This window comes from Cupriavidus mimosae (assembly GCF_023952485.1).
GTDB lineage: Bacteria > Pseudomonadota > Gammaproteobacteria > Burkholderiales > Burkholderiaceae > Cupriavidus > Cupriavidus taiwanensis_C.
Map to the genome: position 1 here is coordinate 613,893 of NZ_JALHRY010000001.1, position 25,520 is coordinate 639,412.

Here is a 25,520-nt window from a genome sequence, read left to right on the forward strand (position 1 = left end):
ATTCAATCGAATCAATGACTAAGTGACGCCTGATGGGCTGGCACGGCTCCTGCGGGAAGTTGAACACACATGTACCGCACAAAGACACAGGAGAGGACAGTGAGCTGGCAGCCCGAAATCGATGAACTGGCCCACCGTCGACGCCTGGCCGCCCGGATGGGCGGCGAAGCCAAGGTCGAGCGCCACAAGGCCGCCGGCAAGCTGACCGTGCGCGAGCGCATCGATGCCCTGGCTGATCCCGGCTCGTTCCGCGAGGTCGGCGGCCTGACCGGAAGCGGCCGCTACGACAGCAACGGCCGGCTGGTGGACCTGGTTCCGTCGAACCTGGTGATGGGCCGCGCGCAGGTCGGCGGCCGGCCGGCGGTGCTGGTGGGGGACGACTTCACCGTGCGCGGCGGTGCCAACGAGGGCGCAGTGGGCGACAAGCTGGTCCATGCCGAGAAGATGGCGCACGACCTGCGGCTGCCCATGATCCGGCTGGTCGACGGCACCGGCGGCGGCGGTTCGGTGCGCAATATCGAGATCAAGGGCCATACCCTGATTCCCACCATGAAGGTCTGGCAACACGTGGTGGAGAACATGTCGGTGGTGCCGGTGGTGTCGCTGACATTGGGTTCCGTGGCGGGCATGGGGGCGGCGCGCGTGGCCGCGAGCCACTATTCGGTGATGGTCAAGGAAACCTCGCAACTGTTCAGCGAGGGCCCGCCCTCGGTCGTGGCCCGCGTGGGCGAGGCGCTGAGCAAGAACGAGCTGGGCGGCAGCCAGATCCATACCCGCAATGGCGTGGTCGACGATGAGGTCCGCACCGAACAGGAGGCCTTCGCGCGCGCCCGCCAATTCCTGTCCTATCTGCCGCCTTCCGTCTTTGAGCTGCCGTCGCGCGGCGAGCCCGGCGACGACCCCGCGCGGCGCGACCAATGGCTGCTGTCGGCGATTCCGCGGGACAGCCGGGCCGATTACAAGATCCGGCCGATCATGCAGGCGCTGGTGGATGCCGATTCCTGCTTCGAGATCGGCCGGCACTGGGGCTGCGCCGTCGTGACCGCGCTGGCCCGCCTGGATGGCTGGCCCGTGGCGGTGATCGCCAGCGACCCTTCCTTCCATGGCGGCAGCTGGGACAGCGACAGCGCCGAGAAATTCACGCGCTTCGTCGACATGGCCCAGGCCTTCCATCTGCCGGTGGTCAACCTGGTCGATACGGCCGGGTTCCAGGTCGGCCTGGACGCAGAGAAGGCAGGGATCATGCGTTACGGCGTGCGCGCGCTGTCGGCGCTCTACCAGGCCACGGTGCCGTGGTGCTCGGTGATCCTGCGCCGCGCCTATGGCGTGTCGGCGGCCGGCCACCAGCACATGGGGCGCTTCAATTTCCGCTACGCCTGGCCCTCCGCCAACTGGGGCGCATTGCCGCTCGAAGGCGGCCTCGACGTTGCCTACAAGGCCGAGATCGAAGGCGCCGATGATCCGGTGCAGAAGCGCGCCGAGATCGAGCTGCGCGTACGCAGCCTGACGTCGCCGTTCCGCAGCGCGGAAGCCTTCGTCATCGAGGACATCATCGACCCGCGCGACACCCGCACGCTGCTGTGCGAGTTCGCCAACCTGGCGGCGCCGCTGCGCGAGGCCGGGATCAGCCGCTTTGGCATCCGGCCCTGAGCGCGGCTCTGGACTCGGGCACGCCGCGGACATCGAATTACAGAGAGGAGACTGCATTGAAGAAGCTGTTGATCGCCAATCGAGGGGAGATCGCGCTGCGCGTGCTGCGCGCCGCACGCGATCTCGAGATCGGGACCGTCACGGTCTATTCGCAGGACGACCAGGGCGCGCTGCACCGGATCCTGGCCGACGAGGCGGTTGCGCTCGACGGCGCCGGGCCGGCTGCGTACCTCGACATGGCAGGCATCATCGCCGCGGCCAAGGCATCCGGCTGCGATGCGATCCATCCGGGCTATGGCTTCCTCAGCGAACGGGCCGACTTTGCCCAGGGCTGCCATGACGCCGGCATCCGCTTCATCGGCCCCACCGTCGAGCAGCTCGCGCTGTTCGGCGACAAGGGACGAGCGCTTGAACTGGCGGCCGACTGCGACGTGCGCGTCATGCCGGCGACGCGCGGCGCGGCCTCGCTGGAAGACATCACCAGTTTCTTCGACCAGCAAGGCGGCGCGGGCGTGGTGATCAAGGCGGTGGGCGGTGGCGGCGGCCGCGGCATGCGCGTGGTCCGCCGGCGTGAAGACCTGGCCGAAGCCTATGCACGCTGCCGTTCCGAGGCGGGCTCGGCGTTTGGTATCGATGCCGTCTATGCCGAGCGGCTGGTTGCCCGCGCGCGCCATATCGAAGTGCAGATCGCCGGCGACGGCGCGCACGTGATTGCCCTCGGCGAACGCGACTGCACCCTGCAGCGCCGCTTCCAGAAACTGGTGGAGATCGCCCCCAGCCCGGTACTGAAGCCGCAGCTGCGCGAGCAGATCATCAAGGCGGCGCTCAGGCTGGCGCGCCGCGTCAACTACCAGAGCCTGGGCACCTTCGAGTTCCTGGTCGAGGAAACCGAGTCCGGCGAGCAGAAGGACTTTGTCTTTATCGAGGCCAATCCGCGCTTGCAGGTCGAGCACACCATCACCGAACAGGTCACCGGCGTCGACCTGGTCGCGCTGCAGATCGGCATCGCCGCGGGACAGACGCTCTCCGGTCTCGGCCTGGATCCCGCTGCGCCGCCGCAGGCCAGGGGATATGCCATCCAGGTGCGCATCAATGCGGAGATGACCGATGCACAGGGCCTGGCGCGTCCCGCACACGGCCGCCTGGAGCGCTTCGACCCGCCTTCGGGCCCCGACGTCCGCGTCGATTCGCATGGCTACACCGGCTATGAACCGTCGCCCAATTTCGACACCCTGCTGGCCAAGCTGATCGTCACCAGCGCAGCGCCGAAATTCGACGCGGCGGTACGGCGCCTGCAGCGCAGCCTGGCGGAGTTCCGCATCGCCGGCGTGCCAACCAACCTCAACCTGCTGCGCGCGCTGGTGCAGCGAGACGATTTCGTCGCGCAGGATGTCCATACCCGGCACTTCGAGGCGATCGTGCCGGAGCTGAGCGCGGCGGCGGAAGCCATTGCGCAAGCTGGACGCGCGCACGAAGCCTTGCTGGGCGGCGCGGCCGGCGCATCGCAGCCGCTCGCGCCACGCCACGCCGATCCGGAAGAGGAAATCAGCGAGGGCCTGGTGGCGGTTCGTGCCCCGCTGACGGGCAGGGTGGTGGAGATTGGCGTCGCGCTGGACGAGATCGTCAAGCCCGGCCAGACCGTCGCGGTGCTCGACGCCATGAAGATGGAGCACGCCATCGTCGCCGAATGCGGCGGGCGCGTGGTCGACCTGCGGCTGGAGCCGGGCGCGCTGGCTTCGGAAAACCAGGTGCTGATCGTGCTGGAGCAGCTCGAGGCCGATGGCATCGCCGTGGCCGCCGCGCCGCAGGCCGATCCCGATGCGATCCGCGCCGACCTGCAGCGCGTGCTCGACCGGCATGCCTACCTGGACGACGCCGCGCGACCCGATGCCGTCGCCAGGCGCCGCTCGCGCGGCCAGCGCACCGCGCGCGAGAACGTCGCCGACCTGTGCGACCCGGATACGTTCGTGGAGTACGGCGCGCTGGCGCTCGCCGCGCAGTCGTCGCGCCGCACCCAGCAGGACCTGATCGTCAACACCCCGGCGGATGGCCTGATCACCGGCATCGGCCATATCAACGGCGAACTGGTCGGCAAGGAGCGGGCACGCAGCGCGGTGATGGCCTACGACGCCACGGTGATGGCCGGCACGCAAGGCAAGCGCAACCACATCAAGACCGACCGCATCGTCGAGGTGGCGCTGCGCGACGAGCTGCCCCTGGTGCTGTTCGGCGAAGGCGGTGGCGGCCGGCCCGGGGACGTGGATTTCCCTTCGGTGTCCGGGCTGTACCAGCCGTCGTTCGCCGCCTTTGCCGAGCTGAGCGGCAATGTGCCGGTGGTGGGCATTGTCTCGGGGCGCTGCTTCGCCGGCAACGCGGCCTTCGTCGGCTGCTGCGACGTCATCATTGCCGACAAGTCGGCCAATATCGGCATGGCGGGACCGGCCATGATCGAAGGCGGCGGCCTCGGCATCTTCCGCCCCGAGGACGTCGGTCCAGCATCGGTGCAGGTCGCCAACGGCGTGGTCGACATCCTGGTCGACAACGAGGCCGAAGCCGTGCGGGCGGCGAAGCACTACCTGTCGATGTTCCAGGGGCGCGTGGCGCACTGGAGCGCGCCGCAAGCGCTGGCGCTGCGCCATGTCGTGCCGGAGAACCGGCTGCGCGTGTATGACACCCGCAAGGCCATCGAGGGCATCGCCGACACCGGCAGCGTGCTGATGCTGCGCAGCGGCTTCGGCGCGGGCATCCACACCGCGCTGGCCCGCGTGGAAGGCCAGCCCGTCGGCATCATGGCCAACAACCCCTATCACCTTGGCGGCGCCATCGATGCGGACGCCGCGGACAAGGCGTCGCGCTTCATGCAGCTGTGCGATGCGCACGGCCTGCCGATCATCTCGCTGATCGACACCCCGGGGTTCATGGTGGGTCCGGAATGCGAGGCCCGGGCGCAGGTGCGGCACGTGTCGCGCATGTTCCTGACGGCGGCCAAGCTGCGGGTCGCGTTGCTGGCGGTGACGCTGCGCAAGGGCTATGGCCTGGGTGCGATGGCCATGGCGGGCGGTGGCTTCCGCTCGGCAAGTTTTACCGTGTCGTGGCCGACCGGCGAATTCGGGCCGATGGGTCTGGAGGGCGCGGTCAGGCTTGGCTTCAAGAAGGAGCTTGAGGCGGTGCCGGATGGTCCCGAGCGCAAGGCGCTGTTCGACAGGCTGGTGGCCCAGTCCTACGAGCGCGGCCACGCGATCAACACCGCGGCCGCCGTCGAGATCGATGCGGTGATCGACCCCGCGCAGACCCGCAAGTGGATCGCCCAGGGCATCGCCTCGGCGGACTTGCGCGGCCGCAGGGAGCGCCGCGGATTCATCGATGCGTGGTAAAGCACCGTGCCCGACCAATCCCTGCACACAGCACAAGAGGTTTCCATGATGAAGCATGGGTTTGACCCGGCGCAGCTGGCGCTGGGCGGCTTGCGCGTGCTCGAGGTCGGCAGCGGCCCGGCGCTGGCGTACGCGGGCAAGCTGTTTGCCGACTTCGGCGCCGAGGTCATCAAGGCGGAGAGTCCGGCGGGCGACGCGTGGCGGCGGATGCCGCCGCTGGTCAGCGCGGCGGATGCCGGCCAGCCGGAAAGCGCGCTGTTTGCGTGGCTGAACACCAACAAGCGAAGCGTTACCGCCGACGACCGACAAGTAGAGGACGGCGCGTGGCTGGCGCAGCTGGCGCTGACGTGCGACGTGGTGCTGGACGCCCGTGCGCTGGCTGAAGGCCCTGGCATCCTCGCCACCCCGGTCTGGCAACGGGCGGCCGGCGACACGCCACTGCACGAGCCGATCGAGGTGGCGCTGACCTGGTTTGGCGAGAGCGGGCCGTACAGCCATTACGCCGGCGCCGAAGCCGTGTGCCGCGGGCTTGCCGGCGCCGTGCACGGCAGCGGCCCTGCGGATGGGCCGCCGCACATGCCGCACGACGTTCAGTCGGCGATCGTGGTCGGTCTGAGCGCATTCTCGGCCGCCGTCGCGGCGCTGATCGGAAGCGGGCAGGGCAGCCGCCGCTATGTGCTGAGCGCCCACGAAGCGGTGTTCGGCGTGGTCGAGATGGAAGCGGGCATGGTGCAGGACCAGCGCCATCCGCTGCGGCGCCTTGGCGTCAACCGGTTCTGCGGCACGCATCCGGCCGGGATCTACCAGACCGCCGAAGGGTGGATCGGCATCTTTACGCACACGCTGCCGCAGTGGAAGGGCCTGTGCGAGGCCATCGGTCGTCCGGACCTCGGCAGCGATCCACGCTACGCAAGCGGGCCGGAGCGGATGGAACGCGCCGACGAGATCGACGCGCTGCTGCTGCCCGCGTTTCTGACGCGCACGGCCCGGCAGTGGTTCGAGGTACTGGGCGACAAGAAGCATCCGGCCGTGATCGTGCCGACCATGGAGACCCTGCTGGGCCAGGCAGTGCACCGGCAGCGCGGCGCTTTCGTGCCGGTCGGCGTGGGCGGCGCTTCGTTCGAGGGCCCGGTGGTGCCGCTGCGTCTCGAGGCGGCAGGTCCGCTGCCCGGCGGCAATGCGCCGGCAAAGGGCGCGCATGACCTGCACTACCGCACCGCGGGACTGGATCATCGCCCGCGCCTGAGCCTCAGGCGCACGGCCGGCGAGCGCTTGCCGCTGCAGGGCGTTCGCGTCGTCGACCTGACCATGGGCTGGGCGGGGCCGCTGGCTGCGCGGACGCTGGCCGACTTTGGCGCGGAGATCATCAAGGTCGAAAGCACAGGCTATCCCGACTGGTGGCGCGGCGCCAATTTCACCGAGGCGTTCTATCGGGACAGGCTGTACGAGAAGAACTCGAACTTCAACCTGATGAACCGCAACAAGCTGGGGATCACGCTGGACCTGACACGCCCCGAAGGCAAGCAGTTGCTGCTGCAGCTGGTCGAAGGTGCCGACGCGGTCATCGAGAATTATTCCGCCGAGGTCCTGCCAAAGCTCGGCCTGGACTACGAAGCACTGCGCGCCAGGAACGAACGGCTGGTGATGCTGTCGATGCCGGCCTTCGGACTCGGCAACGCGTGGAGCAATACCCGTGCGTACGGCGGCACGCTCGAGCAGGCCAGCGGGCTGCCGCTATACACTGGGCATCCCGATGGTCCGCCCGCCATGACGTCGTACGCCTATGGCGATCCGATCGGCGGCCTGAACGGCGGCGCGGCGATCCTGCTTGCGCTGTTTGCCCAGCAAGCGACTGGCCAGGGGCGCCACATCAACCTGTCGCAGGTGGAGGCCATGTTGCCGATGGCCGCACCGTTCCTGCTGGAGCAATCCGTCTGCGGCGCCGTGTCGCCGCGGCAGGGCAATCGCCATCCGATGCATGCCCCGCATGGATGCTTCCGTTGCGCAGGCGACGATGCGTGGATCGTGCTGACGGTGACCGACGCGGACTGGCCCGCGCTGTGCGGGGCGATCGGCCGGGCCGACCTTGCGGCCGATCCCCGCCTGGCGCAGGCCGCGGGACGGCGCGCCGAGGAGGACAGGATCGAGCAGGCGATCAAGTCCTGGTGCGTGCTCCGCGACGCCGAAGCGGCAATGCACCAGCTGCAACAGGCCGGCATCGCCGCCGGCGTGGTGCTGCCCATGTCGCAGGTGCTGCAGGACCCCCACCTGCGCGCGCGCGGGTTCTGGCGCGAAGTCGAGCGCGCCCACATCGGCACCTACACAGCCAGCACCGCATGGTTCAGGACCGGGCCGGACCCCGTGCCCATCCGCCATGTCGCGCCGACGCTGGGCGAACACACCGAAGCGGTGCTGCGCCGCGTGCTTGGGCTGGGCGCGGACCGGATCGCAAGCCTGGCACAACAGGGCATCACCGGCACCGTCGCGAAACCCCGGCGGGCAACGCCAATGCCATAAGCCCTGCAAGTATTCAGAAACACCATTCACGATACGGAGACGACATGAACAAACCGACATGGATCCAGCGCTGCCAGGCAGGTGCAAAGGCCGGCAAACTCGGCGTGGCGGCGGCCGCGCTTGGCATTCTGGCTACCACGATGGCCGCGCCGGCCGCGGCGCAGAATACCGGCTGGCCCAACAAGCCGATCCGGATGATTGTTCCCTTTCCGGCGGGGTCGTTCACGGATACCGTGGCCCGGGTTCTTTCGGAGCGGCTGACCAAGTCCCTCGGCCAGCCTGTGGTGGTGGAAAACAAGGCGGGCGCGAACGGACTGATCGGCGTGGGCGAGGCCGCCAAGGCTGCGCCCGACGGCTATACCTTGCTGGTGACTAACTCCAGCAGCATCACCATCAACCCGCAGATCTACAAGAAGGGCACCTATTCGCCCAAGGACTTCACGCCGGTCACGCTGGTCCTCGAGGCGCCTTTTATCCTCGTCACCAATCCTGACTGGTCGCAGAAGAACGCGGTCGGTTCGGTGCCGGAGCTTGTGCGCTACGCGACGCAGCATCCCGGCAAGGTCAGCTATGGCTCGGCCGGGCCGGGCAATATCGCGCATCTCAGCTTTGCCATGCTGAACAACCGCACCAGGATCAAGACCACGCACATTCCGTACAAGTCCGCGGCACAGGCGCAACTGGCCGTGATCAGCGGTGAGCTGGATACCGCCTTCGACACGTGGACGGCGCTGCCTCAGATAAAAGCGGGCAAGCTCAAGCCCCTCGCCGTTAGCGCACCGAAGCGCATGGCGCAGTTGCCGGATGTGCCAACGCTGGAGGAGCTTGGCATCTCTCCCTTCGACGTGACCTTTTGGATCGGCATGCTGGTACCGGCCGGCACGCCGCCGCAGATCGTGCAGAAGCTGCATTCGGTCACGCAAGGGCTGCTCGAGGACAGCAAGGCCAAGACAGCGCTGGGCCAGCAAGGCGATGTCGTGATGATCGATCCGGCCAGTTTCGCCAAGCGCGTGGCAAGGGAGGAGGGCAACTGGACCGCGGTGATCCAGCGCGAAGCCATTACTCTCGATTGAGCCGGCAGACGACGCGGCACGCGAATTCTGCGAGCAATGTGCACTTCGGTGGATGGGTCTGATAGCGCCAGGCGGCGGTCTTGCGGCAGACTGGCCTGGCGCTACCGGGTGCATGCCGCGGGACCCCCGCGCGCGTGACCTGGTCAGGTCGTTGCAACCACTTGCACCTCGACCAGGAAGCCAGGCGCGAAAAGCGTCTGGACCCCGACGACGGTGCTCGTGGGCGGAACCGACCCTGGCGGTCGTGCCGATGCGAGCGCCGCCACCAGTTCACCGGCGGTATCGGGTGAATAATCGACCAGGTAGATCACCTCGTTCACGATCTTTTCCCGCGAAGACCCTGCGGCCTGGAGCACGAGATCGATGTTGGCATAGGCCCGGCGAAACTGCTCGATCATCGTGCCTTCGACCAAGGCACCGCTCTCATCCCATGACAGCTGGCCTGAGGTATAGATCAGGCCTGCCGGCTCCACGACAATTGCGTGGGAGATCACGCTCTCAAGTTGCGGAAGCCCCGGAGGGTTGATCCTGCGTACGCTGTTTCCCATCAACTCAACTCCTCTTGTACCTTGTCGCCGCGGATGTTGACGACTTGAATCTGGGTAAATTCCAGAAGGCCTTCGCCGCCAAGCTCTACGCCGAACCCAGACTGCTTTGCGCCCGCCTGCGGAATATGCGGGGCCAGATCAAGATGCTGGTTGATCCAGACGCTGCCGCATACCAGTCGTTCCGCCACATCCCGGGCCCGGCTGACGTCCGAGGACCACACCGACGCCCCAAGACCGTATTCGCTGGCATTCGCGCGTCGAATGGCGTCGTCGAGATCGGTATAACGAATTAGCGGAAGCACCGGGCCAAACTGCTCCTCGTCGACCAGCCGGGCACCTTCCTCGATATCAGCGACAATGGTCGGACGGATGAAGTAGCCTTCGCTATCGTCAATTTGGCCGCCAGTTACAATCCGTCCCTTCGTAGCGGCGTCGGCCAGAATGCCCTTGACCTTTTCATACTGGGCACGATTCTGGAGTGGCCCCATGGTCGTCCCGCTGTGCGATCCGTCGCCAACCGTGACGCCTGTAGCAAGGCTGACCAGCTCAGCGCAAAGCTCGTCGTAGATGGATGAGTGGATATACAGACGTTTGATGGCAATGCACGCCTGACCTGCATTGAAGAAGGCGGCACGGAAGATGCCCTGCGCGATGTCTGCCGGAACGGCGTCATCAAGCACGATGGCCGGGTCGTTTCCGCCCAGTTCGAGGGTGACACGCTTCAGCGTTTTTGCCGCATTGGCCATCACCGAGTACCCAGTTGCGGTGGAGCCGGTAAACGACACCTTCGCGATATCCGGATGCGAGGTCAGAATGCTGCCCAGGTCGTTGCTGTCGGTTACCACATTGAGCACACCGGCCGGAACGATGGAGGCAACCAGCCGGGCGAACATCAAGGTCGTCAGCGGGGTCGTCGCAGCCGGTTTAATCACGACCGTGTTACCGGTCAGGAGCGCGCCAGGAACCTTGAAGGCCATCAGCAGCAACGGGAAATTCCAGGGTACGATCACCGCGACCACACCCAGCGGACGTCGATGCATTTCGACCTGGCGGACCACGCTGTGTTCGAGGGAAACCGGCCCCAGTTCAGCGTCGGCGACATGCCGAAAGAACGTGGCAGTGCCCTGGACTTCCATCATCGCATCGGCAATGGGTTTGCCCTGTTCCTGCGTGAGCAGGCATGCAAGCTGGCCGGCATTCGCGTCGACGGCGTCGGCAATGTCCCGCAGCACACTGCGCCGGTACGTTAGATCGCTGCGCGACCACTTTTCCAGCGCTGCTTTTGCGCTTGCTATGGCCTGCTCAACCTGGTTGGCCGATGCGCGCGGCGCGACACCAAAGACCATGCCCGTGGCCGGGTTCACTACGTCCATGGTGGCGGCGCCTTTAACCAGGACACCGCCAATAAGCATGCAGTCGGGCAAGACTGCTGAACCGTCGCAGGCCTTGAGCTGTTGCGGCGAGTAAGCGTTCATCAGTGGACCTCCGCGGTGATCGATGCTGCCGAGACTGGCGCGAACGTGGCGCTGCCTATCTTGGCTAACTCGGCTTTCAGTGTCGCCGTCTCGTGGTCCGCGCTCGCCCAGGCAAGATATCCATCAGGACGCACCAGCATGGCGGTGAGACCGGCCCAGGAGGCTGGCGCATCGGGCGTCAACGCAGTGAAATGCATGTCCACGCAAGCGCTGGCATGGGGCCCAAGGTCATCGCAGCGGAGTGGGCTGGCCAACGCCGTATCGGCTCGCAGATCGAGCATGACATAGCGCCCGTTGTGAAGCTTCTGGAACATGCCCTCGCTTGAACGCTGGAACATCAGGTCTGGAACACGCTGTCCGACGAGAGCATGAGCCGGCCCGGCGGACGGGTAGGCAACCGACAGGCCAGTCAGCCGCTTGACCAGGCTTATCTCGAGCGCAGGGTTCTCCAGGATCAGCTTCTGGAGCAATGAACGCAGATCCCGGCATTCATTGGTGAAGACACTCATCAGTAACGTCTGCGCCTGAGTGTGCTCAAGCAGGTTCTGACCGACCGGATGGCGTTCGGCGTGGTAGCTGTCGAGCAGGCCCGCCGGGGCCCAGCCATGGATTGTCGCGGCGAGTTTCCAGCCGAGGTTCATGGCGTCCTGGATGCCGACGTTCAGGCCGACGCCGCCGGCCGGCATATGCTGGTGTGCGGCGTCGCCGGCCAGCAGGATGCGTCCCTTGCGGTAAGCCTCGGCCTGCCGGGCGGTATTGCTGTAGCGCGACAGCCACGAAGGACTGTGCATGCCATAGTCAGTCCCCATGATCGCGACAGTTTTTGCCCGCAGTTCCTCGAGCGTGAACGCTCCGGGACGATCCGTCCGGACGTCATCGGGAGAAATTCCGACAAGCCGATGACGCTCTCCCGGGAGCTTGACTACCGCAATCGCTCCGGCGGACGTCCATTTGTTGATGGCAACGTCGTTGGGTGGGGAGTCCAGAATGACGTCACCTAGCCATCCGTAGACGGTGGCATCGGTGCCGGGGAAGGGAATCCCGGCGCAGTTCCGCACCGTGCTTCGCACGCCATCGCAGCCGACGAGGTACTCAGTGTCCACGGAGTAGGGCCCGTCTGGACCTTGCACTGCGACGGTGACCGTCGATTCGGTTTCCGTAAACGACTGGACTTGGTGCCCGCGTCGGATCTCGGCGCCGAGATCGCGTGCCCGCTGTTGCAGCAGCTCGGTCGTCCGCGCTTGAAGAATCGCCAGGGTAAAGGGATACGGCGACTCGAGCGGTCGGAAGTTGAGCCGGTAATCCAGAAGCCCAAAATGTCCGGCGGGGATTGCAACCCCCTCATCGAGAAACGCCTTTTCCACGCCTCGCGATGCGAAGGTCTCGATCGTGCGTGGGTGCACCGTCAAGGCCCGCGACTGAGGATCGATCGATTCGCTTTGGTCCAGCACCAGGGTCGAGATTCCGGCGAGTTGCAGTTCTCCCGCCAGCCAGCACCCTACCGGACCAGCACCGGCAATGACGACTTGATATTTGGTAAGCATTTTTTACTCCCGAAGGTATTGGTTCCCGTGTCGGTCAATGTCGGTGGCAATTTCCGACGTGTTTCGACAAGACCGCTAGTCAGGAAGCACGGCCAGCCCATGGCGTTGGCAAACTGGCACGGAGCGCCCGTCGGCCAAACATGGCAAAGCTCGCCCGGACGATTTCCGGGCGCAGCAGAAAGTCATGGGATTCCCTTGCCAGGCCAGGATCGAGTTCGGCAATCGAGCCGGTCGACTCAGCCATCAGTTGTAGCTGCGCAGCGTTCTCGATCAGCATCGACAGATAAGCCGACTCCTCTATGGAGCCGGTGGCGCAGAGAAAGCCGTGATGGGCAAGCAGCACGCTTCGGTTTTTCCCGAGTGCCGTGGCAATGATCTCGCCTTCACTGTCGGCGATCGGCAGTCCAGGCCATTCAGCGAGAAATCCGCAGTCATCGGCAAACGGCGTGGCATCCATGTGGGCCACGCGCAAGCGCCTCCCGGTCATGGACAGGGCCGATATGTATGGCGCATGGGTATGGATGATGCATTTGACGTCAGGACGCGCGCGGTAGATCCACAGGTGAAAGCGGATCGCCGGATTGGCGGCGCCGCTGCCCTGGATGACGTTGATCGATTCGTCGATGCGAAGGATCTGGCCGGTGTCGACCTCGTCGAAACCCACCGCCAGTGGCGTCGTCAGGAACGTGCCCTGCGCGCTTCTCACCGTAATTTGCCCCGCCAGCGTGCGCGAGTGTCCTTCCAGCGCCAGCATGCGGCATGCGAGCGCGATCTTCTCCTCCTCCGTCCAGCTGCCGGGTTGAAGGCCGACGGCCAACCGTCTGACCTGATCCTCCGTGAAACTCTTCCGGTCCTCATGCGTCATCTGTTGCCTCCTTTGGTCTTACTGCCATCCCTCGCTCAGCGGCGCGCGTCTGTGCGGCGTGGCTAAGCCGGTTCAAACCTAACGGTGTTAGGTAGTTGCGAGCGATGGTACACTAACGGTGTTAGATTGCAAACACGGATTTCAATGAAAGCTCCAAAGATTCAACGTGACCAGGTCATTCAAGCGGCCTTGGACCTTTTGGATCAGGAGGGTCTTGATGGATTGACGCTGCGCAAGCTGGCGCTGGCCCTCGACATACAGGCCCCGTCGCTCTATTGGCATTTCAGCGGGAAACAAGAACTTATCGATGCCGTGGCGGACGCACTGGTCATCAATGTTGTCCTGCCCCAGAGCCCGGATCAGCCCTGGGACAGCCGGCTCAGGCAAATTGCTGCCGCGCTGCGGCAGGCGCTAAGGCAACGCCGTGATGGTGCCCGTGTCTTTGCGGGCACCTATGTCGTGTCGGACAACGTGCTGCGCATCAACGAGTCGATGTTGGAAGCATTCGAGCTGGCCGGCGTCGATGTGTGCCGTGCTTCGACGTATTCCTTCAGCGTTCTCTACTACATCCTGGGCTTTGTGATGGAAGAACAGGCACTCGGACCCCACAGCGCGTTCGATGTCGCTTCACGCAAGACTGCGTTCGAGGAGTTGGCGCGGCGCGGCTATCCGAGGAATATGGCGGCGCGGGAGGCCATCTTTTCCACCGATTTCGATGCACGCTTCAGTACGGGGCTGGAACTGATCATCGCAGGCGTCAAGCAGCTGGCCAGCGAGCCCCCGAGCAAGGCTGCCCCATCCCTGAATGCAGGCAAGAGCGTCGCCAGTCCGGCAAGAAAGCGTTCTGAACGACGCGGATAAATGGACGCCCTGGCGGGGGAACAAAGGATGATCGATACAACGGAGTGCCCACGGCGAACGCCGAGCGCACGCTCGATTCGCTTATAAAAATCATCCCGCCGTGCGTTTCAGGCGAGTCGTAACGGAGAACGTTTCTGCAGGATGGATGGTCACCGATACCTCGAACGTTTCCCCCGCTTCGTCGATATAGCGGCGCACGATCTTCAGCACAGGCGATCCCAACTCCAGCCCCAGCGCATGGCCGATGCGCGAGTCCTGCAGCGTCGAAGCTCGTACATCCTGCTCGATCTCGGCAATCGGTCGACCGTGGCGTGACTCGATCAAGGAGCTGACCAGCACGTCCGGCATGCCGCGCACGATCGGCCCGATGTCCGCATAGCCGGCCTCGATATAGATGTCGGTCCACGCCATCGGTGCCGCGCTGGCGTCCTCGTCCAGCCGTACGCTCGAAATGCGCAGCCACAGCGTATCGGGCGTGCCGCCCAGATCCGCCGCTACCTCTGCCGGCGCGGTCACCGTTTCCACCGACTGCACCACGCGGCGGTGCGTTTCGCCAAACTGCATCAGGTCTTCCACGGACGCCAGCGTCGGCTTGAACACGGCCTTCGGACGCATGGCCTCCACGCGTGTGCCGACGTTCTTGCGGCGCGATACCAGCCCCATGTCCTGCAGTTCTTGCAGCACCGCACGAATCGTGTAGCGGCTGGCCTGGTACTGCTCGCACAGCTCGAACTCGGTGGGCAGCAGCGTTCCCACCGGGAAGCGTCCTGAGGTGATGCCTTCCAGCAATTGCCCCTTGATGTCTGCAGCGTTTGATTTGCTCATTGGCCCTTTACAGCACTTTTATGGTGACCTGATGCGCACCCTTTTGAGGGTTAACGCGCATTTCCAAGATATGTTCGAACATATTTAATGGCGGATATGTTCGAACATATGCGAATTCCCGCCTGATTTCCACAAGGTCCGTCATGCCCCACTACACGATTCCTGCTGCCAGTACCGTCGTTGATTCCGCGTTGTTTCGCGATGCCTTCGGCACCAAAGCCATGCGCGAGATCTTTTCGGATGGCGCGCTCGTACAACGCTACATCGACGTTGAAGTCGCCCTGGCCAGGGCAGAGGCGCGTACGGGCGTCATCCCCGCACAGGCGGCCGAGGTCATTGCCCGGGAAAGCCGTATCGAGCGTATCGACTTCGACCACATGCGCGAAGAAACCGATATTGTCGGCTATCCGATCCTGCCGCTGGTGCATCAGTTGGTGGCAATGTGTGGCGAGGCCGGCCGCTATGTTCACTGGGGTGCCACCACCCAGGACATCATGGACACCGCCGTGGCCTTGCAGGTGCGGGATGCGCTCGACAGCATCGAAGCCGATATCCGCGCCTTGCGCGGCATTCTGGCCGGCCTGGCCGTCAAGCACCGCGACACCCCGATGGCTGGCCGTACCCACCTTCAGCAAGCCTTGCCGGTGACCTTCGGCTACAAGGTTGCCATCTGGCTGGCGATGTTCGACCGTCACCAGCAGCGCCTGGCCGAACTGCGCCCGCGGGTGGCCGTGGTCGAGTTTGCAGGGGCCGCGGGCACGCTGGCGTCGCTGGGCGAGAAGGGGTTGGATGTGCAGCGCGCGCTGGCGCAGGAACTGGGCCTGGGCGTGCCGGCTACCACCTGGCACGTGGCGCGCGACGGCTTTGCCGAGGCGGTGAACCTGTTGGCGCTGATCACCGGCTCGCTCGGCAAGATCGCGCTGGACATCATGATCATGGCCTCGACCGAGTTTGCCGAAGTCTATGAGCCTTTTGTCAAGGGGCGCGGCGCCAGCAGCACCATGCCGCAGAAGCGCAACCCGATCTCGAGCGAGCTGATGCTGGCCGCCTCGAAGGCCGTGCGCCAGCACGCCGGCCTGATGGTCGATGCACTGGTGCAGGACTTCGAGCGCGCCACCGGACCCTGGCATGCCGAGTGGATCGCCATCCCCGAGAGCTTCATCCTGACGGCCGGCGCACTCCACCAGGCGAAGTTCGCGCTTGGCGGACTGATCGTCGATGCATCTCGCATGGCCACGAACCTCGGCATTTCCAAGGGCCTGATCGTGGCCGAAGCCGTGATGATGCGCATGGCCCCGCACATTGGCCGGCAGCAGGCCCATGACGTGGTCTACGACGCTTGCCGCACCGTGAACGAGCAGGGCGGCACGCTGGCCGAAGCGCTCCTCGCGCTGCCCATCGTGACGCAGCACTTCGACCGCGAAGACATCGAACACATGGTGGACCCGGTGAACTACCTCGGCCTGGCGCCGCAAATGGTAGATCGCGCCATTGCGCTGTCCGGCGAAGTGGCCTGAAGTCGCGCGCCCCGGTTCGCAGGAGACATAGATGAATACTTCTACCACTCACGCGCCGATCGAGGCGACACCCAAGCGGCTGCCGTGGTATCGCCGTCTTGGTTAATCCCGACGGCGTGCCGCTGGAGCGGGCCATGGCCCGCTGACCATCCCATCTACAAGACGCATACAGGAGACAAAAGCATGCAATCCTTCGCCAACTTCGTGCGTGCCGCGCTGGCCGTCGCCATGCTCGCCGCCACAGCGCCGGCCCATGCCCAGGCGTGGCCGACCAAGCCGATCACATGGATCGTCCCGTTCGCGGCCGGTGGCCCCACCGACGCGCTGGCCCGCAATATTGCAGAACGCGTGTCGCGCGAGCTGGGGCAGTCGATCGTTATCGACAACTCCCCCGGCGCAGGCGGTACGGTCGGGGCGGCCAAGGCGGCCCGCGCGCAGGCCGACGGCTACACCATGCTGGTCGGGCACATGGGCTACATGGGCGCTGCCCCCGCGCTGTACAAGAAGCTGCCCTATGATCCGGTGAAGGATTTCGCCCCGGTGTTTCGCTTCCCCGATACGCCGATGGTGCTGATGGTTCGCAAGGACCATCCGGCCAGGGACGTGAAAGCGCTGGTCGAGTACGGCAAGCAGAACCCGGGCAAGTTGTTCATCAGCAATGCGGGCATGGGCTCCACCTCGCACCTCATCGCGGCGATGTTCGCTTCGGCGGCGGGTATCAAGGTGTCGCTGGTGCCTTACAAGGGTGCGGGACCTGCACTGATCGACGTGATCGGCGGACAGGTCGATGGCATGTTCGACCAGACCAACACGGCCTTGCCGCAAATCACCGAAGCGAAGGTCCGCGCCCTCGCCGTCACCTCGGCAACGCGGGTGGGGCAGCTCAAGGATGTGCCGACGCTGGCGGAAACGGTGGCCCCCGGTTTCGAAGCGGCCACCTGGTACGGCATTTACGCCCCGAAGGGAACGCCGCAGCCGGTGATCGACAAGGTGCAGGCCGCCTACCTGAAGGTCATGAATGACAAGGCATTCACGGACCGCCTGTCCGCCCAGGCCATCCAGATGCTGCCGGCGGGCAAGTACACCGCCAGCGCCCTCGGCAAACATACCGAGAGCGAGGTGGCGCGCTGGAAGGTCCTGGCGGCCAAGGCAAATATCTCGCTGGATTGAACGATGCTAAAGACTCGCGTAGAGCACGACGCCTTTGGTCCGGTTGACATTCCGGCTGACCGGTACTGGGGCGCCCAGACCCAGCGCGCATTGGCCGTGTTCGACATCGGCACCGAGCGGTTCCCGGCATGCCTGATTCATGCGTTCGGCCTGCACAAGATGGCGGCGGCGGTTGCGAATCTGAAGTGCGGGGAACTCGAGCCCGGTTTGGCCCAGGCCATCGTCGCCGCCGCGGCCGAGGTGCGCAGCGGTGCCTTCGATGCACACTTTCCGCTGACCATCTGGCAAACGGGGTCTGGCACCCAGACCAATATGAACGCCAACGAGGTCATCGCCAATCGTGCCAACGAGCGGCTGGGCGAGGCGCTGGGCACGAAGCGTCCGGTCCATCCCAACGACCACGTCAACCGCTCGCAGTCGTCCAACGACAGCTTTCCGACCGTGATGCACCTGAGCGCCGTGATGGAGCTCGAAGACCGCCTGCTGCCGGCGCTGGGCGCGCTGCGTGCCAGTCTGCAGTCGCGCGCGGCCGCCTTTGCGGACATCCTCAAGTTGGCCCGCACCCATCTGATGGATGCGGTGCCAACCACGCTGGGACGGGGCTTCGAGGCTTTCGCGGCCCAGGTGGGCCATGGCATCGAGCGGGTGGAAGCTACGATGCCGCGCCTGCTGTCCTTGCCGCAGGGAGGCACGGCGGCAGGCACGGGGCTCAATGCGCCGGCAGGTTTCGCCGAGGCATTCTGCGCCGAGGCGAGTCGCTTGACCGGTTTGCCATTTCGTCCGAACCCATGCAAGGTCGAGGGCATGGCCGCACACGATGCGCTATTGGAATTGTCCGGCGTGTTGAACGTCATCGCGGCCTCTTTCATCAAGATCGCCAATGACCTGCGCTGGATGAGTTCCGGCCCGCACTGTGGCATCGGAGAGCTTGTCATGCCCGATGAGGGCCTGACATCCTCGATCATGCCGGGAAAGCGCAATCCGACCATCGCCGAGGTCATGGTGCAGGCGGGCATGCAGGTTGCCGGCAACCACGTCACCGCAACCATGGCGGGGGCATCCGGCAGCTTCGAACTCAATGTGGCCAAGCCGGTCCTCATCTACAACGTGCTGCAGTCGATCCGTGTGCTTGCCGATAGCGCCCGTACCGTAGCAGAACGAGTGATTCCCGCACTGGAACCCGATCGTGACCGACTCGCGCGCCAGCTTGACGCTCCGCTCCTGGCGGCTACCGCGCTCAACCCACATATCGGCTACGATCAGGCGGCGCGGATCGTCGCACATGGCAAGGCTCACGGTTGCACCGCACGCGAGGCGGCCGTCAGCCTCGGAATCCTGAGCGGCGACGAGTATGACCGTCTCGTTGATTTGCGGCGCATGGCACAGGGGGCGGGATAACCTCGGCAGACTGGGCCACTTTGCGCGAGGTCGGGGACTCTTTTCACGCGGGCAGTGTGCTGCGACACCGGCGTGCAAAATAGAACGTGGTGCATCCACGATCTGATTTTCCCTCACCCTAAGGCGCATTCGTGCTTCATGGGTTCTGTCCATCCGCTTCAGGCCGTCGCAGTGGAGCGCGATTCCCGGGAACCGCCGCCAGCGTCTGGCGGATGCCTTGCGCATAGGGCGTCTTGTGGATCGGGCCGATCAGCCGCTGCAGCGCCGAGTCGTCCATGATCAGCGGCTCGCTCATCAGGTAGTGCATCTCCACCATCTCGCGCATGAAGGGGTTGAACAGGCCAATGAGCCGCAGCATCGTCTTGCCCGCCACGCGCAACCTGAGCTTCGCGCCGGTCTGGCGCTCCATTTCCGCGACCAGATCGCGCTGGGTCGTGGTACCGGCACCCCCGAGGTGCCAGATCTTGCCGAAGGCGGCGGGTGTATCGGCAAGCCGCGCGACCACCGGGCCGACATCCGGCACGAACACGAACTCATGCGGGCGGTCTATCGGGCCGACCATGTCGGCGGTGCCGCCATGCACCGCTGCCTGTGCAGCGCGATGCAGCAGGCTGGCCTCCACGCCGGGGCCGTAGAAGTCCGGCAGGCGCAACACTGTAGCGCGGATGTGGCCGTCGGCATGGGCCTGCATCAGCAGGTCCTCCTGGGCCTTGCGCATGCGGCCTTTAAAAGTGTGCGGTTCGCGGGGATGGCTTTCGCGTACCGGGTTGGACCCCGCCCGACCGTAGGGATACACGGTACCAATCAGGATCAACTGCCGGACGCCGGCGGCCACCGCCCCATCGAGAGTCTGGCGCATCAGCTTCGGGTGCAAGTCGAACTGCCAGTAGTCCACGCCGACCATGTAGATCAGCGTGTCCACGCCGTCCGCGGCGGCGCGCACCGAGGCCGGCGAATCCGGGTTCCAGGTAACGATTTCGGCCAATGGGTCGGCGCCGAAGGCCTTGCGCAGGCTGGCGTCATTGCGGCCGACGACGCGGTAGGCGCGGCCCTGGCTGCGCAGAGCCGAGGCGATGCTTTTGCCAATGACGCCGGCGGCGCCGAACAATGCGATCCTGGACATGGTGGCTTCCTTTGGGTGGGGCGAACGGGTTGCGAATCACGGCAGTGTGCGCATGGACAGCGAAAAAGAAAATTGCCTAGAATCTGCTAGCAGCTAAACAAATTTGCATACCATGGCCGACAGCGAACCGAATTGGGAGTGGTACCGGAGCTTTCTCCAGGTTATGGAGACTGGCTCGCTATCCGCGGCGGGACGGGCGTTGGGCCTGACGCAACCGACCGTAGGGCGGCACATTGACAACCTCGAGGCGGCTCTCGCGCTGACGCTCTTTACCCGATCCTTTGATGGCTTCGCGCCCACGGACGCCGCGCTGGAACTGAGGCCCTATGCCGCCGGTATCGCTGCCACGGCGGCCGCCCTGCGGCGGGCGGCAAGTGGCCACGGAGCCGGCGTGCGAGGCACGGTCCGAGTGACGGCCAGCGAGGTCATCGGCGTCGAAGTGCTGCCGCCGATCCTGGCCGCGCTGCATGGCGAGCATCCGGAACTGGTGATCGAGCTGGTGTTGTCGAACCGGGCCGACGATCTCCTGCATCGCGAGGCGGACATTGCGGTACGCATGTTCCAGCCGGTGCAGCAGGCACTGGTGGCCAGGCGCGTCGGCAGGATCGAGCTCGGCCTGCACGCCCATAAGCGTTACCTTGCGGCCCGGGGGGTTCCCAGATCGATGGAGGCATTGTCCGGCCACGCGCTGATCGGCTTCGATCAGGAGAACGCCTATATTCGCCGGTTCCAGGAAAAGGCCCCTGAGTTTTCGCGGGACCGCTTCGCTTTCCGGGCCGACAGCGACCTGGCTCAATTGGCGGCTATCCGCGCGGGCCTGGGCATCGGTGTGTGCCAGTCAGCGTTGGCCGCGCGGGACAAGCAGCTGGTGCGGATCCTCCACCGCCAGTTCTCGCTGACGATGGACACCTGGATTGCCATGCATGAAGACCTGCGGGAAAGCGCGCGCTGCGCCGTGACCTTTGCGGCACTGGCGGCAGGATTGTCTGCTTATAGCAAGAGCGCGTAGCCTTCAATGGTGATAATCAATGGGGGCGAGGCGAAAGGCTTGCGTACGAGGCCATGCCTGCACGCAGTAGGCCCGACGAACTTGGCCGGTACGTTCCCATGCGGCGAGGGACAGCAAATCTGGCTGGAAGAAGACCTGCCCAACCTGTTCTATCCGCTTTTCACCACCAAGAAGCAGATGGGCACCGGCCTCGGCCTGTCCATCAGCTACGCGCTGGTCGAGCGCTATGGTGGCCGCATTACCGTGGAAAGTACGGTCGGGCAGGGCGCGGAATTTATCGTCTGGCTGCGCGAAGACGGGGCCGCGGCAGGGGCTGAGCCGGATCAGCAGGTGTCATGACGCTTCAGCCTCGGGGCTCAACGCCTCTGCGACCTGATCAAGCTGCAGCTTGATCATCGTCAGCAGGCAATGGACGCCGGTGGCAGCCTTCCGAGCGTTCGCTTTCAATTTCCAGCAGCGACAGGACACTATCCATGCCGGCCTGGACACGGTCGAGCGATTCCACGGTTTCTGCCGGTATGCCAATGAAAATGGTTTCGTGCTGCGGATGGGTTTTCTCTTGCATTGCGTTCTCCTGAAGAAGGTTGGGAGACCCGCCTGATGCCGCAATCGGAAGAGGGTGGCGGGCCTGACAGCGGGGGTCGCAATACCGGCTCTCTGACGAACACCGGCCAGCCTTATCGGCTGCCCCACCCGGCCCGCCATAGTGAAGCGACGCGCGCGTGCGTGTGGGATGGTCGCATGAGCGACCATCCGTCAGAGAGAATAGCGGGTTGCGACGCCCGATCACCGTTGTTTCGGTGATGGGCTAAGTTTTCCATTCTCCGTGGGGGATGGCGATCAGACGATTCGCAATGGAGGCGGCCAAGTACTTGAAGTTGGTGTGGTGGGATCAAGGCAGGTGCGTTATGGGAGTCATGGCGAGACTCGACGTTCGAATGACTGAGTGATCGCGGGGCTCATACGATCTTGTGCAAGCCGATCACGCGAACGCCTTGTGATAAGCGTTGAGAGCGGGCGCGCCGCCCAGATGCACGTACAGCACGTTCGTTCCCTTCGGAATCTCACCCGCCTTCGCCATCGCGATCAGGCCCGCCATCGATTTGCCCTCGTACACCGGATCGGTAAGCATCGCCTCAAGCCGCGCTGCGGTGCGGATCGCATCGATCGTCAGATCGTCGGGCAGGCCATAGTCCGGACCCGCGAAACGAGGATCGACGATCACGTCGGCGTCGTCGATTGGCTTGCCGATGCCGATCAGTTCCGCCGTCTGTCGCGCGCTCTTCGCCACGGCGCGGCGCGTCATCGCCTCGTTGCATGCGGTATCGATGCCAATCAGGCGGCGTGGTCTGTCCTGCGCCTTGAAGCCTGCGACCATGCCGCCCTGTGTCGAGCCGGTGCAGGTCGCGGTGATCACGGTGTCGAAAAATACGCCCATTTCCTTTTCCTGACGCGCGAGTTCATCGGTGAAGTTCGCATAGCCGAGGCCACCAAGGGGATGATCGGATGCACCCGCCGGAATCGCGTAAGGCTTGCCGCCTTCCCGGTGCACCTGCTCGAGGGCGCGCGACCACGTCTCCTTCACCTCGGTCGAGTAGCCCTCTCCCTCCAGCAGCGTCTCGGCGCCCATCAGCCGCGACAGCAAGATATTGCCGACCTTGTCGTAGACCGGATCGTCCCAGTGTGTCCACTCCTCCTGCACTAGCCGGCAGCGCATGCCGAGCACCGCCGCGACGGCCGCAACCTGGCGCGTGTGATTCGACTGAATGTTGCCGATGGAAACGAGCGTGTCGGCGCCTTGTTTCACTGCGTCAGCGACGAGCCACTCAAGCTTGCGAATCTTGTTGCCGCCAAACGCGAGCCCGGACGACACATCGTCGCGCTTTGCCCACACCGAAATGCCGAGCACATCGGACAGCCGATTGAGCCGATGAATCGGCGATGGGAAGAAGCCAAGCGAGATGCGGCCGAAGCGATTTTCGAGATCAAGTGCCATGGCGAACTCCCTGTCGAAGAATGGGGGAAGATTGACTCTAGATTAGGTCCAAAAGGGCAAGATATTGGAGCGTGGCGCACCTTCACCTGCGGCGCCTCGCCTGGGGGCGAAGTGGAATTCAAATAGGACTTGTGTCGCGTACGCTCGCGCCTCACGGTATAGCCTGAGCACCCAATACAACGATCCGATGTGATTATCAGGTCGGATCGGATTGCAACAGATTAAGGAAGGGCTTTGGGGCTACACCGGCCTGTCTTCGTCACACAGAGTGGCAGCGATGGCCGATGATTCGCCTGCATAGTCGGTGGCCGACTGGCTGTTTCCAATTAGAGACCGGACGGCTGAGCGTCTCAGTCCATAGGCGGTCGAACGACGCCGCATGGCCGGACTGAGACGCTGCTGCCACGCAGCATTCGGCAAGTGATAGCGCCTGAACGGCCGCGCAAACCGGACGTGCCAGCGGATGGCATCGCAAGCCACTCGGACAGGCTCTCGCCGGTAACACTTTCAAATCGCGTCGCCCAAAGCCCCCGTCAGTCGTGCAGGTGCTCGTCCACGAAGCGCCGGAACAGCGCCATGCTCGGCGCCTCGGTCCGGCCCGCCAGCGTGAAGAACGCATAGCGGGGGCCGTCGTCGACCGCCGGCGTGGTCGCAAGTTGGCACAGCTTCCCTTCGGCGATTTCCGTCCGCACCGCCGCGACGATGCTGAACAGGATCGCGTCCGAATCCAGCACGGCGTCCACCAGGCTGCGCACGTTCTCGCAGCGCAGGCTCAGGCAATGCTCGGGATCGGCGCGCGGGCCGAAGCGCTTTACCAGCCCGCGCGCGACTTCTGCGCTCAGCGGAGCCGACGCCAGCGGATAGCGCATGACATCGTCGAAGGTCACGGCCTCGCCGGCCGCGGCCTGCAGCAGCAACGGATGGCCCGCGCGGCAGATGAAGCGGCCCTGAAGCTGCGCCAGCAGTTCGTGGCGCAGATCGGTGGCCGGCGCCACGCTGGTGACCTCGACGATCACCGCGTCCAGCGTGCGCTGGCGCAGCTGGATCATCAGCGCGTCGGAAGTGCCGAGTGACACCGCCGCCTGGATCCCGGGGTGGTGCATGGCCATGTGGCGCAGAAACGGCGTCATCAGCACCGCGCCGGGGCCCGCGCCCAGACCGACACGGATGGCGCCGAGGTGATGGCGGTGGAACAGTTCGACGCTGCGATGCAGCTCGGCTTCCTCGAACAGCATGCGCCGGGCCCGCTCGGCGATCAGTTCGCCCAGCGGGGTCAGTACATTGCGCCGGCCATGGCGGTCGATCAGCTTGCCGCCGAGCTCGTCCTCCAGCGCCTGGATGCTGCGGCTTAGCGCCGACTGGGTCAGGTGCAGCCGTTGCGCGGCGCGGCTGAACGATTCCGCGTCCGCGACCATGAGCAGGTGCCGCAGGTGCTTGAGGTGCATCGATGCCTCGTGAATGAGTTTTATGAATAGATTTTAGACGAGTAATGCATTGGACACATAGCAGGCTGGCCGATACGATCCTTCGCACAACACACAAAGCGACGCAAGACGCGAGGAGACTGCCATGACCCGAATCCGATTCCAGAACATTGCCCGCCGGCTGCTGCGCGGCGCGGTGGCCGGCCTGCTGTGCATGGGCCTGGCGCCGGCCTACGCCTATCCCGAGCGGCCCGTCACGCTGCTGGTGCCGTTCCCGGCGGGCGGGCTGTCGGACGTGGTCGCCCGCAACCTCAATGCGCCGCTGGGCCGGCAGTTCGGCCAGCCGGTCATCGTCGAGAACCTGGGCGGGGCCGGCGGCGCGATCGCCGCGCAGAAGGTCCTGCATGCGCCGGCCGACGGGCACCTGCTGTTGCAGGCCGGCCCCGGCGAACTGATCACGACGCCGCTGGCGAATGCCGCCATCAAGTACAAGAGCGAGGACTTCCGGCTGGTACACATGGTCGGCGCGGTCGACCTGGCCATCCTGGTGCGCAAGGACCTGCCGGTGAAGGATGTCGATGAACTCGCGGCCCATGCCGCGCAGGCGGCCCGCGCGGGCAAGCCGCTGACCTATGCCAGCGTCGGCATCGGCTCGCTCTACCACCTGCTCGGGGCGCACCTGTCGCAGACCATCGGGGCGCCGATGACGCACGTGCCCTACAAGGGCGGCGCGCCCGTGATCCAGGACCTGGTGGGCGGCATCGTCGATATCTTTATCTCGCCGTTCGGCAAGCCCGACATCGAGCGCATGCGAACCGGCCAGGTCAGGATGCTGGCGGTGCTGTCACCCACGCGGCTCGACGCGGTCAGGTCCGTGCCGAGCGTCAATGAAAGCAGGGCGCTGCGCGGCTTCAACTACTCGACCTGGGCCGGCGTCTTCGTGAAGAAGGACACCGCCGAGCCGGTCGTGCAGGCGCTGCACAAGGCGCTGGCGCAGACGCTGGCCGACCCGGCGGTACGTGCCAGTCTGGATGCCGCGAACCTGCCCGCATCCCGTCCGGCATCGCTGGCGGAGAGCCAGAAGGCCTACCAGCAGAGCATCGACCAGTACCGCGGCATCGCCCGTGCCATCGGCCTGCAGCCACAATGAA

20 protein-coding genes are annotated in these 25,520 nt (G+C 65.1%); 11 read left to right on the top strand and 9 right to left on the bottom strand.

Features of this window, described 5'->3' with window-relative positions; genetic code table 11:
- Nucleotides 1-99: 99 nt before the first annotated feature.
- The 4 genes from MKD50_RS02695 to MKD50_RS02710 are packed head-to-tail and all read left to right on the top strand — an operon-like array spanning nt 100 to nt 8,614.
- A complete protein-coding gene (locus MKD50_RS02695; protein WP_252666299.1) occupies nt 100-1,650 on the top strand; it encodes an acyl-CoA carboxylase subunit beta in 1,551 nt (516 codons plus the stop codon).
- 56 nt (nt 1,651-1,706) lie between these two features.
- On the top strand, nt 1,707-5,024 hold the full coding sequence (locus MKD50_RS02700; protein ID WP_252666300.1) for an acetyl-CoA carboxylase family protein: 3,318 nt from the start codon (nt 1,707-1,709) through the stop codon (nt 5,022-5,024).
- 45 nt (nt 5,025-5,069) lie between these two features.
- Nucleotides 5,070-7,541 (top strand): CaiB/BaiF CoA-transferase family protein, encoded by a 2,472-nt coding sequence (locus MKD50_RS02705; RefSeq protein WP_252666301.1) that lies wholly within the window; start codon nt 5,070-5,072, stop codon nt 7,539-7,541.
- 44 nt (nt 7,542-7,585) lie between these two features.
- Nucleotides 7,586-8,614: a tripartite tricarboxylate transporter substrate binding protein gene (locus tag MKD50_RS02710; protein WP_115701637.1), complete on the top strand. Its 1,029-nt coding sequence runs from the start codon at nt 7,586-7,588 to the stop codon at nt 8,612-8,614.
- A 143-nt stretch (nt 8,615-8,757) separates the two neighbouring features.
- Here the strand turns inward: MKD50_RS02710 and MKD50_RS02715 are convergent, their stop codons facing one another.
- From MKD50_RS02715 to MKD50_RS02730, 4 genes are all read right to left on the bottom strand, one after another.
- On the bottom strand, nt 8,758-9,162 hold the full coding sequence (locus MKD50_RS02715) for a RidA family protein (protein ID WP_252666302.1): 405 nt from the start codon (nt 9,160-9,162) through the stop codon (nt 8,758-8,760).
- Complete coding sequence (locus tag MKD50_RS02720) at nt 9,162-10,637, bottom strand: aldehyde dehydrogenase family protein (protein ID WP_252666303.1); 1,476 nt, start codon at nt 10,635-10,637, stop codon at nt 9,162-9,164. The genes MKD50_RS02715 and MKD50_RS02720 overlap by 1 nt, the downstream gene beginning before the upstream one ends.
- Nucleotides 10,637-12,181: an FAD-dependent monooxygenase gene (locus MKD50_RS02725; RefSeq protein ID WP_252666304.1), complete on the bottom strand. Its 1,545-nt coding sequence runs from the start codon at nt 12,179-12,181 to the stop codon at nt 10,637-10,639. The genes MKD50_RS02720 and MKD50_RS02725 overlap by 1 nt, the downstream gene beginning before the upstream one ends.
- A 79-nt stretch (nt 12,182-12,260) precedes the next feature.
- Nucleotides 12,261-13,046: an aldolase gene (locus MKD50_RS02730; RefSeq protein WP_252666305.1), complete on the bottom strand. Its 786-nt coding sequence runs from the start codon at nt 13,044-13,046 to the stop codon at nt 12,261-12,263.
- A 144-nt stretch (nt 13,047-13,190) separates the two neighbouring features.
- Between MKD50_RS02730 and MKD50_RS02735 the strand changes: the two genes are divergently transcribed.
- Nucleotides 13,191-13,907, top strand: coding sequence for a TetR/AcrR family transcriptional regulator C-terminal domain-containing protein (locus MKD50_RS02735; protein ID WP_240070983.1), 717 nt, complete (start codon nt 13,191-13,193; stop codon nt 13,905-13,907).
- Between the two features lie 90 nt (nt 13,908-13,997).
- Here the strand turns inward: MKD50_RS02735 and MKD50_RS02740 are convergent, their stop codons facing one another.
- Entirely contained in the window at nt 13,998-14,732 is a 735-nt protein-coding gene (locus tag MKD50_RS02740) for a GntR family transcriptional regulator (protein WP_252666306.1), read from the bottom strand.
- 143 nt (nt 14,733-14,875) lie between these two features.
- Between MKD50_RS02740 and MKD50_RS02745 the strand changes: the two genes are divergently transcribed.
- The 3 genes from MKD50_RS02745 to MKD50_RS02755 all read left to right on the top strand — a co-directional run bounded on the left by MKD50_RS02745 (nt 14,876) and on the right by MKD50_RS02755 (nt 18,817).
- Nucleotides 14,876-16,249 carry a class-II fumarase/aspartase family protein gene (locus MKD50_RS02745; RefSeq protein WP_252666307.1) on the top strand — a complete coding sequence of 458 codons (1,374 nt, stop codon included), beginning with the start codon at nt 14,876-14,878 and terminating at the stop codon, nt 16,247-16,249.
- A 183-nt stretch (nt 16,250-16,432) separates the two neighbouring features.
- Complete coding sequence (locus MKD50_RS02750; protein ID WP_252666308.1) at nt 16,433-17,419, top strand: tripartite tricarboxylate transporter substrate-binding protein; 987 nt, start codon at nt 16,433-16,435, stop codon at nt 17,417-17,419.
- Nucleotides 17,420-17,422: 3 nt separating this feature from the next.
- Nucleotides 17,423-18,817 (top strand): class II fumarate hydratase, encoded by a 1,395-nt coding sequence (locus MKD50_RS02755; RefSeq protein WP_252666309.1) that lies wholly within the window; start codon nt 17,423-17,425, stop codon nt 18,815-18,817.
- A gap of 136 nt (nt 18,818-18,953) precedes the next feature.
- Here the strand turns inward: MKD50_RS02755 and MKD50_RS02760 are convergent, their stop codons facing one another.
- Nucleotides 18,954-19,940, bottom strand: coding sequence for an NAD-dependent epimerase/dehydratase family protein (locus tag MKD50_RS02760; RefSeq protein ID WP_252666310.1), 987 nt, complete (start codon nt 19,938-19,940; stop codon nt 18,954-18,956).
- A gap of 112 nt (nt 19,941-20,052) precedes the next feature.
- On the opposite strand from MKD50_RS02760, the gene MKD50_RS02765 reads away from it, so the two are divergent.
- On the top strand, nt 20,053-20,949 hold the full coding sequence (locus MKD50_RS02765; RefSeq protein WP_252666311.1) for a LysR family transcriptional regulator: 897 nt from the start codon (nt 20,053-20,055) through the stop codon (nt 20,947-20,949).
- Between the two features lie 81 nt (nt 20,950-21,030).
- Nucleotides 21,031-21,288, top strand: a complete 258-nt coding sequence (locus tag MKD50_RS02770) for an ATP-binding protein (protein WP_252666312.1) — start codon at nt 21,031-21,033, stop codon at nt 21,286-21,288.
- Between the two features lie 37 nt (nt 21,289-21,325).
- Here MKD50_RS02770 and MKD50_RS02775 read toward each other — a convergent pair whose 3' ends face one another.
- The 3 genes from MKD50_RS02775 to MKD50_RS02785 all read right to left on the bottom strand — a co-directional run bounded on the left by MKD50_RS02775 (nt 21,326) and on the right by MKD50_RS02785 (nt 24,390).
- Nucleotides 21,326-21,514 (bottom strand): DUF1484 family protein, encoded by a 189-nt coding sequence (locus tag MKD50_RS02775; protein WP_252666313.1) that lies wholly within the window; start codon nt 21,512-21,514, stop codon nt 21,326-21,328.
- Nucleotides 21,515-21,931: 417 nt separating this feature from the next.
- Nucleotides 21,932-22,945 (bottom strand): 1-aminocyclopropane-1-carboxylate deaminase, encoded by a 1,014-nt coding sequence (locus tag MKD50_RS02780; protein WP_240070975.1) that lies wholly within the window; start codon nt 22,943-22,945, stop codon nt 21,932-21,934.
- Between the two features lie 533 nt (nt 22,946-23,478).
- Nucleotides 23,479-24,390 carry a LysR family transcriptional regulator gene (locus tag MKD50_RS02785; protein WP_240070974.1) on the bottom strand — a complete coding sequence of 304 codons (912 nt, stop codon included), beginning with the start codon at nt 24,388-24,390 and terminating at the stop codon, nt 23,479-23,481.
- A 124-nt stretch (nt 24,391-24,514) separates the two neighbouring features.
- Here MKD50_RS02785 and MKD50_RS02790 point away from each other — a divergent pair, with 124 nt between their 5' ends.
- Nucleotides 24,515-25,519 carry a Bug family tripartite tricarboxylate transporter substrate binding protein gene (locus MKD50_RS02790; protein ID WP_252666314.1) on the top strand — a complete coding sequence of 335 codons (1,005 nt, stop codon included), beginning with the start codon at nt 24,515-24,517 and terminating at the stop codon, nt 25,517-25,519.
- Nucleotide 25,520: the final 1 nt, after the last annotated feature.